General features: G+C 46.1%; 15 protein-coding genes and 2 pseudogenes. 11 read left to right on the forward strand and 6 right to left on the reverse strand.

Annotated features, from left to right (window positions below):
• Positions 1 to 200: 200 nt before the first annotated feature.
• A complete protein-coding gene (locus R7H07_RS11935; protein WP_005375727.1) occupies positions 201 to 809 on the forward strand; it encodes a MarC family protein in 609 nt (202 codons plus the stop codon).
• A 420-nt stretch (positions 810 to 1,229) separates the two neighbouring features.
• On the opposite strand, the gene R7H07_RS11940 is transcribed toward R7H07_RS11935, so the two are convergent.
• Positions 1,230 to 1,670 carry a phosphate-starvation-inducible PsiE family protein gene (locus tag R7H07_RS11940; protein WP_005375731.1) on the reverse strand — a complete coding sequence of 147 codons (441 nt, stop codon included), beginning with the start codon at positions 1,668 to 1,670 and terminating at the stop codon, positions 1,230 to 1,232.
• A gap of 868 nt (positions 1,671 to 2,538) precedes the next feature.
• On the opposite strand from R7H07_RS11940, the pseudogene R7H07_RS23930 reads away from it, so the two are divergent.
• The 3 genes and pseudogenes from R7H07_RS23930 to R7H07_RS11955 form a co-directional block, all read left to right on the forward strand.
• A pseudogene (locus R7H07_RS23930) lies at positions 2,539 to 3,225 on the forward strand (PAS domain-containing protein); the annotation flags it as partial.
• Between the two features lie 180 nt (positions 3,226 to 3,405).
• A pseudogene (locus tag R7H07_RS23935) lies at positions 3,406 to 3,759 on the forward strand (methyl-accepting chemotaxis protein); the annotation flags it as partial.
• 391 nt (positions 3,760 to 4,150) lie between these two features.
• A complete protein-coding gene (locus R7H07_RS11955) occupies positions 4,151 to 5,029 on the forward strand; it encodes a DMT family transporter (RefSeq protein WP_017634269.1) in 879 nt (292 codons plus the stop codon).
• 46 nt (positions 5,030 to 5,075) lie between these two features.
• On the opposite strand, the gene R7H07_RS11960 is transcribed toward R7H07_RS11955, so the two are convergent.
• The 5 genes from R7H07_RS11960 to R7H07_RS11980 all read right to left on the reverse strand — a co-directional run bounded on the left by R7H07_RS11960 (position 5,076) and on the right by R7H07_RS11980 (position 10,093).
• A complete protein-coding gene (locus tag R7H07_RS11960; RefSeq protein ID WP_042521094.1) occupies positions 5,076 to 5,984 on the reverse strand; it encodes a hydroxymethylglutaryl-CoA lyase in 909 nt (302 codons plus the stop codon).
• Positions 5,984 to 6,823, reverse strand: coding sequence for an enoyl-CoA hydratase-related protein (locus tag R7H07_RS11965; RefSeq protein WP_206958921.1), 840 nt, complete (start codon positions 6,821 to 6,823; stop codon positions 5,984 to 5,986). Before R7H07_RS11965 ends, R7H07_RS11960 begins: the two co-directional genes overlap by 1 nt.
• Positions 6,824 to 6,852: 29 nt before the next feature.
• Positions 6,853 to 8,457, reverse strand: coding sequence for a carboxyl transferase domain-containing protein (locus tag R7H07_RS11970; protein WP_064376502.1), 1,605 nt, complete (start codon positions 8,455 to 8,457; stop codon positions 6,853 to 6,855).
• Positions 8,458 to 8,482: 25 nt separating this feature from the next.
• Positions 8,483 to 9,652 (reverse strand): isovaleryl-CoA dehydrogenase, encoded by a 1,170-nt coding sequence (locus tag R7H07_RS11975; RefSeq protein WP_064354632.1) that lies wholly within the window; start codon positions 9,650 to 9,652, stop codon positions 8,483 to 8,485.
• 66 nt (positions 9,653 to 9,718) lie between these two features.
• Positions 9,719 to 10,093 (reverse strand): MerR family transcriptional regulator, encoded by a 375-nt coding sequence (locus tag R7H07_RS11980; protein ID WP_017821195.1) that lies wholly within the window; start codon positions 10,091 to 10,093, stop codon positions 9,719 to 9,721.
• A 275-nt stretch (positions 10,094 to 10,368) separates the two neighbouring features.
• On the opposite strand from R7H07_RS11980, the gene R7H07_RS11985 reads away from it, so the two are divergent.
• The 7 genes from R7H07_RS11985 to R7H07_RS12015 all read left to right on the forward strand — a co-directional run bounded on the left by R7H07_RS11985 (position 10,369) and on the right by R7H07_RS12015 (position 18,029).
• The gene (locus tag R7H07_RS11985; protein WP_017821196.1) at positions 10,369 to 11,580 is read left to right on the forward strand and encodes an acetyl-CoA C-acyltransferase; all 1,212 of its coding nucleotides are present in this window, start codon (positions 10,369 to 10,371) and stop codon (positions 11,578 to 11,580) included.
• Positions 11,581 to 11,603: 23 nt separating this feature from the next.
• Positions 11,604 to 13,097, forward strand: a complete 1,494-nt coding sequence (locus tag R7H07_RS11990) for a CoA-acylating methylmalonate-semialdehyde dehydrogenase (protein WP_064354633.1) — start codon at positions 11,604 to 11,606, stop codon at positions 13,095 to 13,097.
• Between the two features lie 19 nt (positions 13,098 to 13,116).
• Positions 13,117 to 14,271: an acyl-CoA dehydrogenase family protein gene (locus tag R7H07_RS11995; RefSeq protein WP_064354634.1), complete on the forward strand. Its 1,155-nt coding sequence runs from the start codon at positions 13,117 to 13,119 to the stop codon at positions 14,269 to 14,271.
• 38 nt (positions 14,272 to 14,309) lie between these two features.
• Positions 14,310 to 15,095, forward strand: a complete 786-nt coding sequence (locus R7H07_RS12000; RefSeq protein WP_206958919.1) for an enoyl-CoA hydratase — start codon at positions 14,310 to 14,312, stop codon at positions 15,093 to 15,095.
• Between the two features lie 8 nt (positions 15,096 to 15,103).
• Positions 15,104 to 16,243, forward strand: coding sequence for an enoyl-CoA hydratase/isomerase family protein (locus tag R7H07_RS12005; RefSeq protein ID WP_064354636.1), 1,140 nt, complete (start codon positions 15,104 to 15,106; stop codon positions 16,241 to 16,243).
• Between the two features lie 11 nt (positions 16,244 to 16,254).
• Positions 16,255 to 17,160, forward strand: coding sequence for a 3-hydroxyisobutyrate dehydrogenase (gene mmsB, locus R7H07_RS12010; protein ID WP_005375775.1), 906 nt, complete (start codon positions 16,255 to 16,257; stop codon positions 17,158 to 17,160).
• Between the two features lie 110 nt (positions 17,161 to 17,270).
• Positions 17,271 to 18,029: an SDR family oxidoreductase gene (locus R7H07_RS12015; RefSeq protein ID WP_005375778.1), complete on the forward strand. Its 759-nt coding sequence runs from the start codon at positions 17,271 to 17,273 to the stop codon at positions 18,027 to 18,029.
• Positions 18,030 to 18,770: the final 741 nt, after the last annotated feature.

The following is an 18,770-nucleotide window of genomic DNA, read 5'->3' on the forward strand; positions in this document are numbered from 1 at the left end:
CGACTACCGTTAGGTATGGTAGTCATTACCTTTGAGATATTAATAGTTATCGATAGGATAGAAGTAAGTTCTGTATTGTAAATAACGCACCATTTTTGTTTTTCTGAATGAGCTCTCGCTATGTTAGCGTCAAACATTTTCTCTGCTACTTCAAGCTGATCTTCTATCCTTAAAGCTAAATTAGTACTGGAGAAAGTAGCATGATTGACTTTGTGGCAACTTTTATCTTTTTCTTTGCTGTCATCGATCCCATAGGTACTGTGCCCGTTTTTATCGCAGCCACAAAAAGCTATGAAGAAGTGGCAAAGCGTAAGGTCGCTCTGTTTGCGACTCTATTCTCCGCTGCTATCCTACTGTTTTTTGTTGTTGCTGGTGAAATCATACTTACAGCAATGCGTATTCCCTTGTCTGCGTTTCAAATCTCGGGCGGTATCGTATTGTTCTTGTTTGCTTTGACTATGATATTTGGTGAGAGTAAACCAGCAGAAGAAATCAGAACGCTCAATAGTCATCATGATACAGCAGTTTTTCCTCTAGCCATTCCATCAATTGCTAGCCCTGGCGCAATATTAGCCGCCGTTTTACTCACAGAGAACGTGCGGTTTAATATTTGGGAGCAAGTCCAGACCGTGGCTGTGATGCTGCTGGTACTATTGGTTGTTTATATCTTGCTATTAATGGCCAGCGGCATACACAGGATTATTGGGAATACAGGAGCTAGCGCTGTAAGTCGGATCATGGGGTTGATATTAGCCGCTGTGGCCACGACCAACACTCTGAATGGGATTGAAAGTTACTTTGACCTTTAAGGCTGTTTCGCAAACTGAGCTGAAGGTATACGTTAAGAGCTAATTTTACGGCGAGATGACCGACCACCTGACAATCTCTTTTCTGGCTGTTACTTCTAGCCGGATGTAATCCTTCAGGCTACTCGTGACGACCTTGTTTAAGAGGACCACGGAAAAGTTGAAAGTAAAATGCATAGATGTTGAGGGTATATATCAGATGGGGGAACTGGAGCAACACTTGCCCCCATTGAGCTGTGCCAATACTCAAAGATTAGCTGCTAGAAAACAATATCGATAATTTCTCCGCCTAGGCACTACTCTATAATCTTGTAGTCTCGCAGTATATAGAGCCTAGCATGGAGGAATCTATTAGCTTCAACGTGCCAAGACAAGACTTTTTCATGCTTTGAGAGTATCTGCAAAGCCGGGAGGCTGAGATGTTTATTCAGTATGGCTCTTATTGGGCAGTTTATGGATCAGCCAGTAACCAAGACTCATACTAAGAACTACAGCCGCAATTCCAATCAGGTACATTGGAGACAAGGTTTCAAAGTCTATAATAATGACCTTTCGGGAGATTGCCATCAGCGCGGTGGCCATGACGATTTTTACATGAATAACATTCTCTCGCAGGTAAATAGTTATATTGATGAAAATTTCAATAGCAATTAAAACGGCCATAAAAGCACCAAAAGTGGCTAGCATATCTGAAATCGTCAGAATAAGTTTAGGTGGCGTGATAAGTTTTTGATATATCGTCCATGCAACATCTATCACACCCATGACGATTACAAACAACATAACTATCGACAATACTCTTACAGACCAATGAATCACTATCTGTAATTTTTTTGTTAACTTATCATTTTTATCGACTTCCATGGCCCTGTTTCCTTCGCTTGTTTATGTTCACTTAACCTTCATATGTTGAAGCTAGACAATTGAATACATGTCGTTTAAAGCATAGTTGCTGTGGTGAGAGATAGAAGCGTCCGAGGGAAGGAAGTTATGAAACTTAGGAGTGGGCACAATGTTGGACACATAATGTAATCTCTGGTGTCATGCGTTATTACCTCATTACCTCATTACCTCATTACCTCATTGCCTCATTTCTGATCGTGACGAGTCGACTGGTGAGGTGGTGATTCATCACCTTCACGGCAAACTGAATGAGCGGATACCACAACGTATTGATACTGGGCAAATCGATGCGCTTGTTGCTGGTTCCTCCGTGCGCTATTAATAGAAATACAAGCGAATAAGGAGTGGGTAATCGCTCAAAAGTCGGGTGGAAAAGCGGTAAAACGGCGAAAATTATTGGAACTAAGTCAAGGCCCTTTTTTTAAATGAAAAGGCTTATTGATCTGAACACACCACTTCTCCATATAAGTATATCCACAAATACAAACCTCAAATTGGCGATAAAGAGCTTTAATATTGATAAATATATAAACAACTTGGGTGCTGAAGAAATTTCAGTATACTGCGCTTAGGTTACACTGGAGAAAAAATCGCCGTATTCCCAGCGGGGTCCTTTGATAAGAAATAGAAATCGCGTTTGAATATGCAACCAAACGATTTTGCCGCTTGCAGTTTATTCGGTATACAAATAATAAACCTTTGACTAATCCGAAGGTCGGTCAAATGAGAGAAAGTCATGTTTTTTAATAAGTCGCTTCAACAAGAAAATCAACGATTAAAGCAGGAGTTGCAAATCCTGCAGCAAATCCAAACCAGTTTAGATGAAGAGATGATCCGCTTAACATTGGATAGTAAAGGCCTCATTACTTCTGCAAATACCAAACTACAGCAAGAACTTTTCTTACATGATGATGAGATCTTAACGAAATCAATTACTGAATTGGTACCGTCAAATTCGCGCAATACAGACCACTTTCATCGAATGAAGAAAGCCGTCCAAGATAAAGTGTTCTGGAATGGGGCATTGCAAGTACGGAAAGGTAATGGTGAGGAAGCCTGGTTAAGAACGATTATCCAGCCTGTTTTAAATGAGCGCAGAGAAGTAGAAAGCTTTTTTGTTTTTGCTTCTGAACTTACGCGAACGATCAAATCATCCCGTGAGCAAGAGGACATGCTAAATGCATTAAGTCGTTCTATGGCGGTGATTGAGTTCACATTAGATGGCCATGTTTTAAAAGCCAACGATAATTTCCTAAACACAATGGGTTATACGCTTGATCAGATTCTAGGGAAGCATCATCGCATGTTTTGTGATCAGGAAGAGTCGAGCTCTCAAGCTTACCGTGAGTTTTGGCAACGTTTAGCAAAAGGGCAATTTTCATCAGAGCGATTCAAACGAGTTAACCGTTATGGTGAAGAGGTGTGGTTAGAGGCTTCATATAACCCTATCCATAACGACAGAGGAGAGCTCTACAAGGTCGTTAAGTTCGCGACAGATATTACCCAGCAGGTGATGCAGGAACAGAAAATGGCCCAGGCTGCGCAATTGGCGAACGAAATCTCCCAAGAAACTGGAACACAAACCCTGCAAGGGCAAGAGGTTATAGGCTCAACGTTAGAAAAGATGCAGATACTTTCCGAGCAAATGCAGCAAGCGAACACCGCGATTGACGAGCTTAAAGCGCACTCATCGCGTATTAGCGAGTTGGTAAATAGCATCAGTGGTATCGCTGACCAAACTAACTTATTGGCGTTAAATGCGGCGATAGAAGCGGCTCGCGCGGGTGAGCATGGCAGAGGTTTTGCCGTTGTTGCTGATGAAGTCAGACAGCTTGCTACAAGAACCAATGCAACCACCGATGAAATTGTCACAATGGTCAGTGAAAACCTACAGCGAACAGATAACGCAGTTAAGCTGATCGCTAAATGCCAAAAAGAAGCACTAGATACGCTAGAGCTCTCTGAAAAAGCAGGCAATGTGATGAATGAAATACAAGATGGCGCTAGCCGTGTTGTAGAGGCCGTGGAGCAATTTAACCGCTCGTTGTAGTTAATAAATAAGTTTTCATTGTAGGGGCGATGGGTAAAAAGCAATTCGCCTTATTCAACCTGTATTGAGGAGCGCTGAAGTCGCAATACTACTCCTGCCGCAGTCAAGTTAAGCGTTTTGAAGGGGAGGTAGTTCGACACCCGGTACAGGTTTTAGCCAGTTTGCTTGCTGTATAGAATGCTAAAGTAATTTAGTATGCGAAAAGGCTTGCCTTAAGACTTTGCCTGCATTTAATGTATCTAGCAGCAGAACTTCAATCTGCGTGACAACAATACAGGAGAGGATCGGGCTTTCACTTTTTCGCTCGACACAAACCCCTTTCAAATTTACACAATAGCGCAGTAAAACTCTCTTGCTGCGCTATTGTGTGTTCCATATTTTGTGAGTACTTATGTTTAACTCAGAACGCAAAGCGACGGTTATTCTGGTTGCGACGACGATGATCGCGGCACTTGGCTGGATATTCTCTAAGGAAACAATACAGGGTTTACCACCTTTTGGCTTTATTGGGGCGCGATTTACTATCGCTTCGCTCTGCTTACTGCCTCTATGTTACCGACCTTTGCTGAAAGCAAACTTAAAAGATGTGCTTTCTGCTGGTGGTGTCGGGCTCCTGTTAGGCAGTGCCGTTATGACATGGATTTACGCTATTTCTATCAGTGATACTCTCGGGGAAGGCGCATTTATCATGAGCCTTTCCATGCTGTTTGTGCCGATTGTTGCATGGGTTATGTTTCGTCAACGACCACAACGAATTTTCTGGCTTTCTTTGCCTATCGCTGTATTAGGTCTTGCTTGTCTTTCTTTAGTTGGTGGCTGGAAACAATCGGCCAGTCAATTGTGGTTTCTTGGTGCAGCACTGGTTTTGGCGCTTCATTTTAATGTGAACAGCAAATACTCTCAAAAACTACCTGTGCTGCTGCTTACTTGCGTGCAACTTTTTTCAGCAGGTTGTTTAGGTTTGTTGGTTTCATTTTTTATGGAATCTTTCCCGGTAGAGGTGGACTCCTCTATTTGGTGGTGGTTTGCGTTGAGTACCTTATTAGCGACGAGCTTGCGTTACGTAATGCAAACCATGGGGCAAAAATTTGTTCAGGCAGGTAACGCTGCTCTAATTATGATATTAGAACCAGTTTGGACGGTTATTCTGAGCGTGCTGTGGTATGGCGAAGTGCTAACGGCAAATAAACTAGTAGGTTGTGTGCTTATCTTATTTTCTCTAATTATTTATCGTACTGGCGGGCGGTTTCGCTTCCCTACTCGAAAGTAGAGCAAGTTAACTTGGGTTGGGAGAATTTGAGGTGCCGGATGGCCTTCTACGAAAGTGATAATACGCGGTTACGCAATGCTAATGACACTTTTGATGTAGGCTGCCGACCCAGCTCTTCGCTGATCATCCAGCCAGCTTTAGCCAGTAGCTCTAAGTCGATCCCCGTTTCTATTCCTAACCCTTGGCATAAATATAGTACATCCTCCGTTGCGACATTTCCTGATGCGCCATGAGCGTATGGGCATCCACCCAGCCCAGCTACACTACTGTCGATGGTATTGATGCCCATACTCAATGCCTGATAAATGTTGGTGAGAGCTTGTCCCCATGTGTCGTGGAAATGGACAGCAAGCTGGGGAAGAGGTGCAACCAACATGACGGCTTCCAGCATAGCAGCGATACGGTTTGGCGTGCCTGTACCGATTGTGTCGCCTAGAGACACCTCATAACACCCTAAATCGATGAGTGATTTGACCACGCTCGCCACTTGTTTAGGGGCTGTCGGGCCATCGTAAGGGCAGTCGGCAACGCAGGATAGATAGCCACGAACAGGGATGCCGTGTTTGGTGGCTAATCGCATTACAGGTTCGAAGCGAGTTAGGCTTTCTGCAATCGAGCAATTGATATTGTGTTGGCAGAATCCTTCTGATGATGAAGTGAAAATCGCGACCTGATTGGCACCAGCCTCCAAGGCTTGTTCGAAGCCTTTTAGGTTTGGTGTCAGGGCAGAATAAGTAACATGATTTCGCCTTGTTATTGCTTTCATGACCTCTGTTGAGTCCGCCATTTGTGGCACCCATTTGGGCGAAACAAAAGAGCCCGCCTCAATATGCGTTAACCCAGTATCAGAGAGTAAGTTGATCAGCCGGATTTTAGTCTGGGTCGCAACAGGAGGTTCATTTTGCAACCCATCTCTAGGACCTACTTCGACAATCTTTACTTTGGAAGGTAGCATTACTTGTCCTGTGACTTGGTGACCCAACTTGGGCTACGTTTTTCAAGAAACGCTTGCAGCCCATCTTGACCTTGGGGTGATACTCTAATGTCCGCAATGAGCTTGCTAGTATAGTGAATCAGTTGTTGATCGATGGGGTTTTGATGACATTGATGGCAGAGCGTTTTCGCTTTACGCATCGCATCTGGGCTATTCAGTAGCAACGTCTTGATTACGCTATCGACCGCACTTTCAAGCTGTTTGGCTTCTTTCACTTCGTGCACAATACCAAACCGTTCGGCATCTTCGGCTGAAATGACTTCACCACTTAAGATATAGCGTCTAGCTTGTCTATTCCCCATCGCGCGCATGACGTAAGGCGCAATGGTTGCTGGAACTAAACCAAGCCTAACTTCACTTAAGCAAAAGTTGGCACTTTGGCTTGCGATGGCGATATCACTACAACAAATCAACCCTAAAGCACCACCATAAGCGGAACCTTGAACAACTGCGATGGTGGGTTGAGGGAACGAATCTAGTGTTTCCATGAGTCTTGCCAAGTTTTGGGCATCAACGAAGTTATCTTGCCTCGTGCTGTCGGCCATCGACTGCATCCAATTCAAATCGGCCCCGGATGAAAAATGCTTACCGTTACTTCTTAATACCAAGCACCGCACATCCGTTCGTAAAGCGAGATAATCTAGGCGGTGGATCAGCAAGTCGATCGTACAAGCGTCAAAAGCATTGTGTTTGGCTGCTCTGTTTAGGGTAATGGTCGCTACGCCATTATCATCGACATGCCAAAGAACATCATCTTGCCTTTGGGCGTTGGGAATAATGCTTGGTTGCATTTCCTGCATACTTACTTCCTTAATTCATCTTTGGATGTTTACATTCTGAAGACGCCAAACTCGCTATCAGGAATGGGGGCGTTTAATGCTGCCATTAACGCTTGACTCAACACCTGACGCGTTTTTTTAGGGTCAATAATTCCGTCATCCCATAGCCGAGCACTCGCAAAATAGGGATGTCCTTGTGTTTCATACAAGTCTATGATCGATTCTCTAAAAATGTGCTCTTCTTGCTCTGACCACGCTTCCCCCTGACGTTCCTTCGCGTCTTTTCGAACTTGTGTTAAAACGCCTGCTGCTTGTTCTCCGCCCATCACAGAAATACGCGCGTTCGGCCACATCCACATCATGGTTGGATCATACGCTCGGCCGCACATGCCGTAATTACCAGCGCCGTACGATCCACCGATGATCACGGTAAACTTCGGCACGTCAGCACAAGCGACGGCCATCACTAGCTTGGCGCCATGTTTTGCGATGCCTTCTTCTTCAACCTTTTTTCCGACCATAAAGCCGGTAATGTTTTGGAGAAAGAGAAGCGGTGTTTTCCGTTTGGCGCACAGCTCAATAAAGTGCGCGCCTTTTTGTGCCGATTCAGAAAACAAGATACCGTTGTTTGCCACAATACCAATCAAGTGTCCTTGAATACGAGCGAAGCCACACACTAGCGTTCTGCCATACAAGGCTTTGAATTCGTCGAAATCAGAATCATCGACGATGCGGGCAATAATTTCTCGAACGTCGAATGACAGTCGTAAGTTGGCATTCACGATTCCGTAGATTTCTTCTGCGTCGTAGCGGGGAGGAAGCACGGTGTTTTCTGGCTTAACAGGTCTTGTTCTATTGGCATTGGCAATGGCTTCTCTCGCAAGCATTAGGGCATGTTCATCATTTTCAGCGTAATAATCTGCGACACCAGATTTTCGACAATGCACGTCTGCACCGCCGAGCTCTTCACCCGTCACGACTTCGCCAGTGGCCGCTTTCACCAAAGGTGGCCCCGCCAAAAAAATGGTGCCTTGCTCTTTAACCATAATGGACACATCCGCCATGGCAGGAACGTACGCGCCTCCAGCAGTGCAAAGCCCCATCACAACAGCAACTTGGGGGATGCCTTTCGCCGACATTCTCGCTTGGTTAAAGAAAATGCGACCAAAGTGTTCTTTGTCGGGGAAGACGTCGGACTGATGAGGGAGATTTGCGCCACCGGAGTCCACCAAGTACACGCAGGGGAGTTGGCAACGTTGGGCAATCTCTTGCGCTCTAAGGTGTTTTTTTACCGTGAGTGGGTAGTAGGTTCCGCCTTTTACCGAAGCATCGTTGGCGATGACCATGCATTGAATCCCCTCTATGATACCAATGCCGGCGATAACGCCAGCGCAGGGGATCGCTTCGTCATACACTTGCCAGGCGGCAAACTGGCTGATTTCAAGAAAGTCAGTGTTGTCATCAAGCAAGCGCGCGATGCGTTCTCGGGCGGGGAGTTTTCCTTTTTGCCTCTGGTGCTGAATGGCTTTTTCACCGCCGCCCTGTTTGATGGTCTCGATGTGTTGATTAAGTTGAGTGACCAACGTTTCCATCGCAGCTTTATTGGAAAGAAATAACTCGTCAGTTGGCTTAGTTTTACTTTTGATAATGGCCATAATGACTTCCTTGTCGTATGTTCCGTTAGCGAGATTCTTCGAACAGCTCTCGGCCTATTAACATGCGGCGAATCTCAGAGGTACCCGCGCCGATTTCATAAAGCTTTGCATCACGTAGCAAACGACCAGCAGGGTATTCATTGATGTAGCCATTCCCACCGAGCAACTGGATTGCATCGAGTGCCATTTGTGTGGCGAGTTCTGCACTGTACAAAATCGCGCCAGCGGCGTCTTTGCGTGTAGCGTTACCTCGATCACAAGCCGCTGCGACGGTATATACATACGCTTTTGCTGCACTCATTCGAGAGTACATATCGGCGATCTTGCCCTGAACTAACTGAAACTCGCCAATGGGTTTTCCAAACTGCTCTCGTTCATGTACGTACGGGACCACAATGTCCATGCAAGCTTGCATTATCCCGAGTGGTCCGGCAGCGAGGACGACGCGCTCGTAATCCAGCCCACTCATTAACACCTCGACGCCTTGATTCAACTCGCCAAGAATATTCTCTTTTGGCACTACGCAATGGTTAAATACAAGTTCGCAAGTATTCGAGCCTCTCATGCCTAGCTTGTCCAGCTTTTGAGCATGAGTGAAACCTGCGAAGTTACGTTCAATAATGAATGCGGTAATGCCACGTGAACCTGCGCTGACATCTGTTTTAGCGTAAAGCACCACTACGTCAGCATCGGGCCCGTTTGTTATCCACATTTTGTTGCCATTCAGTACAAAATGGTCGCCCTTGTTCTCCGCTTTCAGTTGCATGCTTATCACGTCTGAACCGGCATTGGGCTCACTCACCGCTAGGGCGCCAACGTGCGTACCATCAATGAGTTTTGGAAGGTATTTTTCGCGTTGAGAAGGCGTGCCGTTACGAAAGATTTGGTTGACGCACAGGTTAGAATGAGCTCCGTAGCTTAAAGCGACAGACGCAGAGGCACGGCTGATTTCTTCCATGGCAACAACATGAGCGAGGTATCCCATGCCTGCACCACCAAGCTCTTCATCGACGGTCACACCAAGCAACCCCATTTCTCCCAACAAAGGCCATAAATGATTCGGGAACTGGTTATCGCGGTCTATCTCAGCGGCGATGGGCGCAATATGTTCCGTAGCAAAGGCATTAACGTGTTCTCGGAGCATATCGATGGTATCACCAAGTCCGAAATTGAGTGGGGTATAAGTGCTTTTCATAACGTCTCCCGGTATCAGAGGTAAGGTGGAAAAGCCTGTAGCGGTGTTGCTAATTGAGTATAGCGTTTATGTCTGCTTGCTTTTGAGTGTTTGAATACAACGCTCCTTAGCGGCATTCAACTCTGCCATAACGACGCTGATGTCGTTGAGTTGTTGCTGTAGGACGGCTTGTTTCTCTTCAATGATATTGAGCATTTTCAATAACTGTCCTTCGGTTTGTTGCATGTCGTAGAGCTCGAAAAGTTCACGAATTTCTGCCAACGAAAAACCGAGTCGTTTCCCTCTTAAAATCAGTTTGAGGCGAATTCTATCCCTGCGTTGATAAACGCGCATATTGCCTTTTCGCTCTGGTTCAATCAGACCCACGTCTTCATAAAACCGGATACTGCGAGTAGTAATATCAAACTCCTTGGCGAGGTCACTGATCTTGTATTTTTCCATAACATACTTACCTCGAATAAAAATCCAGTTTCTGGAAATCGAACCTTAAATGGGAAGGCCGAACATCAACTTTGAAATATAAACGTCTGCTTGGTGTGTTTTTTCATCTCATTGTAAAGGCTAGTGCTATGCTTACGTAAACGTCAAGAAATCGCGGAATGAAAGTTTGTTAGTGAAAAAGGCGATAAAGGCTGGTGTGGCGCTTGGTGAGTAATTCTATGTAGGGTGTCATCAGTCTGCCAAGTGTTCACATATACCTTAAGGGAATGCGAATCATGGGAAAAGACATCTGGATTGTCAGCGCGAAAAGAACGCCAATTGGGCGCTTTCAAGGCAAGTTGCAAACTTACTCTGCTCCTCAATTAGGCGCACTGGCGATCAAGGCGGCAATGCACGAAGTGAATGTGACTTCGGTGGATGAAGTGTTCATGGGATGTGTGCTTCCAGCAGGGTGTGGACAAGCTCCTGCTAGGCAAGCATCTATGGGGGCAGATCTTCCTTTGGGCGTAGGGTGCACCACCATTAACAAAGTGTGTGGCTCTGGCATGAAGAGCGTCATGTTAGCGCACGATCTCATTAAAGCTGGAACGATTCGCTCTGCCATTGCTGGTGGTATGGAAAGTATGACCAATGCGCCGTATTTGCTGAGGGAGGCGAGAAAGGGAATGCGTATGGGGCACCAGTCTACGTATGACCACATGTTTCTCGATGGGCTACAAGATGCTTACGAAGGGCACTTAATGGGTGTTTATGCTCAGCAAGTCGCTGACAGGCTTAAGTTCACCAGAGAGCAAATGGATGAATGGGCCGTGATGTCGGCAAAACGTGCGTTGGAAGCTCAAGAGCGAGGCTTGTTTGCCGATGAACTTTCGCCGGTTTCACTCAATACCAAGTCAGAACAAGCGGTGCTGGACTACGATGAGCACCCACGCTCGATTGACCTTGGTAAAATTCCTCAACTCAAACCTGCATTCGATGAAAAAGGTACGGTGACCGCTGCTAATTCGAGTGCCATTTCAGATGGCGCGGCGGCTCTTGTGCTTATGGATGAAGACACTGCGCGTCATCAGGGGCTTAAACCACTTGCGATCATCAAGGCGCACTCTACACATGCCAGAAAACCTGCAGAATTTACTTTGGCACCCGTCTACGCAATTGAGCAACTGCTGTTCCAGCTAGATTGGTCAATTTATGAAGTGGACCTGTGGGAAATCAATGAAGCCTTTGCCGTTGTGACACAAATAGCGGTGGCGGAACTTGGGCTTGATACGAGCAAAGTAAATATTAAAGGTGGAGCCTGTGCACTTGGGCATCCGATAGGGGCTAGTGGCGCACGAATTCTGGTGACATTGATTCACAGTTTGCGTCAGCTACAAGCGCTAGGCACCAATGGTGATCTCGAAGCCAAAAAAGTGATGCGGGGTGTTGCGTCACTTTGTATCGGTGGTGGAGAAGCCACGGCGATAGGCATTGAAATACCGCTTTAATTGAAATCAGAAAGGAGTAAATGATGACTCGTTTGGTTCCCTTGTTTATTGGTGGCGAGTTTCGTGAATCTCAAACATCGGATTGGGTTGAGGTAACCAATCCTGCCACTAATGATGTCATTGCGTACGTTCCATGTTCCACAGAGCACGAGATGGAAGCTGCCATTGATAATGCGAAAGAGACATTCCAATCCTGGAAGGAAGTGGCAGTATCCGAGCGTGCCAGAGTCATGCTTCGTTATCAGCACTTGCTCAAAGAGCATCATGATGAGCTTGCCACACTGCTTTCTCATGAAACGGGTAAGATTTTAGCGGATGCTAAAGGCGATGTGTGGCGTGGTATCGAGGTGGTTGAGCAGGCGGCAAACATTGCTAGCAACATGATGGGCGAAACCGTCGAAAACGTTGCCACGGATATTGATAGTTACTCAATGATTCAGCCCCTAGGTGTTTGTTGCGGCATTACGCCATTTAACTTTCCTGCCATGATTCCGTTGTGGATGTTCCCAATCGCTATCGCTGCGGGCAATACATTTGTGCTTAAACCCTCCGAACAAGTGCCATTGACCTCTATTCGTTTAGCTGAATTATTTGAGCAAGCTGGCGCGCCGAAAGGAGTGTTGCAGATCGTTCATGGCCGCAAAGAGCAAGTCGACTTTCTTCTGGCTCATCCTGATATTCGAGCGGTGTCATTTGTTGGCTCGGTTCCCGTTGCCCGTTATATCTACACCACAGGGACTAAACATTTTAAACGGGTTCAAGCTTTTGCTGGTGCAAAGAATCACATGGTGATCATGCCTGATGCAAACAAAGATCAAGTGGTGAATAACCTAATCGGAGCCTCCGTAGGGGCTGCGGGGCAGCGTTGTATGGCAATTTCTGTTGCGGTATTTGTCGGCGATTCAAAACAATGGATTACAGACCTCAAACAGGCAATGGCGAAAGTACACCCAGGGCCTTGGGACGATGAGCAAGCTGCTTATGGCCCACTGATCAGTGAGCAAGCTAAACAACGCGTATTGGACCTAATTGAAGATGGCAAACAACAAGGCGCAGTGTGTGAACTCGATGGCAGTCAGTGTGAAGTGGAAGGCTTTCCCGATGGAAACTGGATTGGCCCAACCTTGTTTAGCGGTGTAACAGCGAACATGTCGATTTACACGCAAGAGATATTTGGCCCTGTCTTAGTTTGTATGGAAGTCGAAACGTTGCAAGAAGCTATTGAGTTAGTGAATCGCAACCCTTACGGCAACGGAACTTCTATATTTACCGCTAATGGCGCTGCTGCGAGAAAATATCAGCATGACATTCAAGTCGGTCAGGTTGGGATCAATGTGCCTATTCCAGTTCCTTTACCATTTTTCTCCTTTACTGGTTGGAGAGGCAGTTTCTATGGTGATTTACATGCGTATGGTAAACAAGCGGTACGTTTTTATACCGAGACTAAAACGGTGACGGCACGTTGGTTTGATGACGATATTCCGACGGGGCCCAATCTGACCATCCAACTGCGCTGAGTGAATAAAAGGAGCTTTTATGGACTTTGAACTTAATGAAGATCAACGTGCATTTGCCGATACCGCTCAACAATTTGCCGATGAGCGTTTAGCACCGATGGCGGCGGAATGGGATGAAAAGCAGATCTTCCCCAAGGACGTATTGAGAGAGGCGGGGGAACTGGGGTTTCTCAGTCTCTACACACCAGAAGAACATGGCGGCTTAGGGTTAAGCCGTTTGGATGCGTCAATTATCTTTGAACAACTCTCAATGGGCTGTACGTCGACGACCGCTTTCATGACTATCCACAATATGGTGAGTTGGATGATAGCCAGTTTTGCTACCGATGAAGCCAAAACGCAGTTCTGTCCGAAATTAGTTACGGGGGAGTGGTTAGGCTCCTATTGCTTAACCGAACCCAACGCAGGATCAGACGCCGCTGCACTGACCACTTCCGCTACAAAAAAGGGAGATAAGTATGTCATCAACGGCGGCAAAACCTTTATCTCTGGCGCGGGAGAGACAGATGTTTTGGTCGTGATGGCGAGAACCGGAGAAGCGGGTGCCAAAGGCGTGTCTGCATTTGTTGTTCCTGCTCACGCAGATGGTATCAGCTATGGGCGCAAAGAACCCAAAATGGGTTGGAACAGCCAACCAACACGAGCGGTTACTTTTGAAAATGTCGTTATTCCAGCTAGCCATTTACTGGGCGAAGAAGGGCAAGGTTTTGTCTTTGCGATGAAAGGGCTTGATGGAGGGCGTATAAATATTGCGACCTGTTCCGTCGGTACGGCTCAACAGGCCCTTAATCAGGCGGCACGGTACATTCAAGAACGTAAGCAGTTCGGCAAGTCGCTTGCGCAGTTTCAAGCCTTACAATTCAAATTAGCAGACATGGCGACAGATCTAGTGGCTGCTCGGCAGTTAGTGCGCTATGCCGCCAGTAAACTCGACCGAAATGACCCCGGTGCCACGGCTTATTGCGCAATGGCAAAACGGTTCGCAACCGATGTGGGCTTTCAGGTTTGCGACCAAGCGCTGCAGCTTTATGGCGGCTATGGCTACATCAAAGAGTATCCAATGGAGCGTCATTTCAGAGATGTGCGTGTGCATCAAATTCTGGAGGGGACAAACGAAATCATGCGCTTGATCATCGCGCGCCGTTTGCTCTCTGAGGAATCGGCCTTGCTGTAGCGAAGTATTGGATTTGCTCATTGAGAAAGGATTCAGATATGCCATTAACACAAGAAGCCATTCAACATACGATCACTAATCACGTTGCGGTGGTGACGATGAACAACCCGCCAGCCAATACGTGGACAGCAGAGAGCCTCAAGGTACTGAAGTCGCTGATACTCACACTTAACAATGATAAGCAGGTCTACGCACTGGTTTTAACCGGCAGTGGAGAAAAGTTTTTCTCTGCTGGTGCGGATCTCAAGCTATTTTCTGATGGTGACAAAGCGGTTGCGTTAGACATGGCGCGATGCTTTGGTGAAGCCTTTGAAACGCTCTCGGAATTCCGTGGTGTTTCCATTGCCGCCATTAATGGTTACGCCATGGGCGGAGGGTTAGAAGTGGCATTAGCTTGTGACATTCGAGTCGTTGAAGAGCAAGCGGTACTTGCTTTACCAGAAGCCAAAGTCGGACTTTTGCCCTGTGCTGGTGGTACCCAAAACCTCACAGCGTTAGTGGGGGAAGGCTGGGCAAAGCGCATCATTTTATGTGGAGAGCAAGTCAGCGCTGACAAAGCAAAAGAACTAGGCCTAGTTGAGGAGTTGGTTCCCAAAGGCGAAGCTTTAAGTAAAGCGCTAGAGCTTGCTGAATCTGTTGCGAACCAGTCGCCATCTTCTGTCGCCGCATGTAAGGCGCTCATTCAAAATATGCGCTCTGCGCCACTTAAGCACGGCTTCATGAAAGAGCGAGAGTTGTTTCTGAATCTTTTTGATGCGGAAGATCAAGTTGAGGGTGTTCGCGCCTTTTTAGAAAAACGCCCACCGCAATGGAAAAACCGATAGGAGGCCACATGGCAGGGATGGTAACCATCAGTGAAATAGAGTGCTTAGATGGCGTGCACCGCATTGGTATCGCAACGTTAGACAACACCGCTTCATTGAATGCATTGACGTATGACATGTTAGTCCAACTTAACGATCAGCTTATCAAGTGGCAAGACGATCCGCATGTGACTTGTGTGGTACTCACTGGCGCTGGAGAAAAAGCATTCTGTGCTGGTGGCGATGTTCGAGCTATGTATCACGTCATGCATAACGAGAGTAAAGAAAAAATCGTAGAGTTCTGTACGGACTATTTCTCGTTGGAGTATGAGTGTGACTATCTCATTCACACTTACAACAAGCCTATTATCGGTTGGGGAGAAGGTATTGTAATGGGTGGTGGGATGGGGCTTTTTATGGGAACCAGCCATAAAGTTGTGACAACAACATCACGCCTTGCTATGCCAGAAATCAATATTGGACTGTATCCTGATGTGGGAGGTACGTGGTTTTTAAGCCAGATAGATCCGCAAGTGGGTTTATTCCTCGGATTGACAGGTTCCATGGTGAACTCAAGTGACGCTGTCACTATTGGTTTGGCCGATTGGTTACTGTTGGAAGAGCAGTATCCCACCTTACTGGATGAGCTAAAGCGGCTCCAGTGGGGGAAAGAAGATGCGAAAGAGTTGGTAACTGCGCTACTACAATTAATGGAAGAACAGGTTATTGATAGCAAACCAACCACGCAAATTTGTCCATACTTAGATCAGATAGAGGAAGCGTGCAAAGGCTTTGATCTTAATACGATAGCACAGCGAATCATGGCTATCGACGGGAACAGTCAGTGGATAGAAAACGCGAAACAAACGTTCGCATCGGGCAGTCCGATCACCGCGCATATTTGCTTTAGACAAGTGAAAGAGTACCACAGCTTACCGCTTGCAGATTGCTTCCGTTTAGAGTTGAGTTTGTCGGTTCGCAGTGCCTTATTAGGTGAGTTTAAAGAGGGCGTCCGTTCTCGGCTCATTGACCGGGATGGCGAGCCGAGCTGGATATTTAACAGTGTCAGTGAAGTCGATGAAGATGTTATCGATACTTTGTTTACCTCTCTTTGGTCAGATAACGAGCATCCGCTTGCTAATTTGGGTGAACAAACACTAGGTCAATAAGGAGAATGATCATGAGTACCATCGCATTTATCGGTTTAGGAAGAATGGGGCATCCTATGGCGCAAAACTTACTCGCGTCTGGATTTAACGTGCAAGTATTCGATGTCGATAGCGAAGCCGCAAAGCAACTAGTACCTTTTGGTGCGGTGGTGGCGAGCTCTATCGAAGAGGTAGTAGATGGTGCTAGCACAGTCATCACGATGCTACCAGCAGGGTCTCACGTTCGTTCCGTGTATCTTGGTGACTTACACGGTGGCGTAGGTGTCCTCAATCTTGTCTCGCCAAGTACCTTGATGATTGATTGTTCAACCATTGATCCGGACTCCGCGCGATTAGTCGCCAATGAAGCGGCAAATAAACGCGTGTTGTTTGTCGACGCACCCGTTTCGGGGGGCGTTGCTGGCGCTAAAGCGGCGACATTAACCTTTATTGTTGGTGGTTCGGATCAAGCGTTTTCTAAAGCCAATGCGATTTTGCAGTATATGGGAAAAAATGTTTTCCATGCTGGCAAAGCAGGCGATGGTCAAATGGCGAAAATCTGTAACAACCTCATGCTCGGCATTTTAATGTCTGGTACGTGCGAGGCATTAAACCTAGGTATCGATCATGGACTCGATCCAAAAGTGCTATCAAACATCATGCTGCAAAGCTCTGGCCGAAATTGGGCATTGGAGCTTTACAATCCTTGCCCAGGCGTGATGGACAGTGCGCCAGCCAGTCACGATTACCAACCGGGCTTTATGAGCAAACTCATGCTAAAAGATCTCGGCTTGGGGTTAGATGCGGCGTTACAAACACATTCTTCGGTTCCGATGGGGTCGTTAGCGCGCAACTTATATTCTTTCCACAACGCGAGCGGCCACGGCGAGCTCGATTTCTCAAGCTTATTTGAGTTATACAAGAGTAAGAAAGGCTAGACCGAGTTTTGTGACAAACCAGCCCGAGATGGTGACATAAAATGCGCATCATTTCGGTCAACTTAGACTGGTTGAGATAGAGAACATTACGAGCTATGGAGTGCACCAATATGGACATAAAAAGTAGTGTTATTGCCATTACAGGAGCAGGGCAGGGGCTTGGGCAAATGATGGCCATTACCCTTGCTCAAGCTGGCGCTGATTTAGCGTTATTGGATGTAAACGCCAGTGGCTTAATGGAAACACAAGAGCAGTGTCGAATGCTGAGTGCGAAAGCGTTGACATATCAAGTGGATGTCACCAACGAAATCGACGTTGAAACCACGTTTGAAGCGATTATCCAAGATTTTGGTCAACTCAATGGCTTAGTCAATAACGCTGGCGTGTTAAGAGATGGGTTACTTGTAAAAGCAAAAGATGGCGTGATCAGTAAGATGTCTTTGGATCAATTCAACTTGGTCATGAACGTTAACGTGACAGGAACGTTTTTGTGTGGGCGTGAAGCTGCCGTCAAGATGATTGAGAGTGGCTCCCAAGGCGTTATCATCAATATTTCTAGTGTTGCGAGAGCTGGGAATATCGGACAAACCAATTATTCTGCGTCAAAAGCGGCGGTCGCGACCATGGCGACAACATGGGCTCGTGAGCTCGCAAGATACGGTATTCGCGCGGCGGCGGTTGCACCAGGTGTAGTTCATACCGCGATGGCAGAGCAAATGAAACCCGAAGCCATAGAGCGATTAGAAAAGATGATCCCAGTTGGCAGGATGGGCGAAACAAGCGAAATCGCGCATGCAGTAAAATACATTATTGAGAGTGATTACTTTACTGGCAGGGTTTTAGAAGTGGATGGCGGCATTCGTATGTAAGTGAACACTGAAATAAGGCTCTGATAGACCTGAATAATAAGTCTCTTTCCATTTCAACATTTTCTATGTTGTGGAGTGCTAATTCTGCGCAACCCAAATGTATTTACAACTTATGTTTGGATTTACCTTGAGAATGATTTCTCACAATCCAATAAAGAGATGTAAATACCACTCAAATATTAAGTGAAATCATTAATTTGATTCTTATCACACTTTTGGTTTTTTAGTTTCCGCTTCTGATTAAGGCTATCTGCGTAAATGAAGTTGATAGTCAGTCTCATCAATTTTAAGTTTCAACTATTTGTTTTTAAATAATTAATTGTTGAAGCACGAGAAATTCGTGTTGAGGTTAATATTCGATTTAAAGTGTGTAACTTCCATTAATGGAAGGTTAGTTTCCAGTTGTGGCTAATGAGCTTTAACTTTTTACTCCTCATAATGCGCCAAATGTAACATAGTGTTTCAAAGTGTAACAATAAACTCACACTAAGAGTGTGGTTTTGATCTCCACTCAATTCCGTTTTGTTTCGCTCTGAGCCCGACGTTACTCATGCTCAACACATAAACATTCTAATGACTATAACAACTGGTTCTTGGCTTGATACCAATCGTATCGTAGCAAATAACGGTTCATTCTAGCTGGTTAAATGCTTGATGACGAAGTTGAAAAATTGTAAGTAGAATAACTACTTATCGAAGTTTTTTCTTGTTCTCATACATTACCTCTGCGCTATTTGTGAG

The organism is Vibrio sp. Vb1127 (genome assembly GCF_033338735.1).
In the GTDB taxonomy this organism is placed as follows: domain Bacteria; phylum Pseudomonadota; class Gammaproteobacteria; order Enterobacterales; family Vibrionaceae; genus Vibrio; species Vibrio alginolyticus.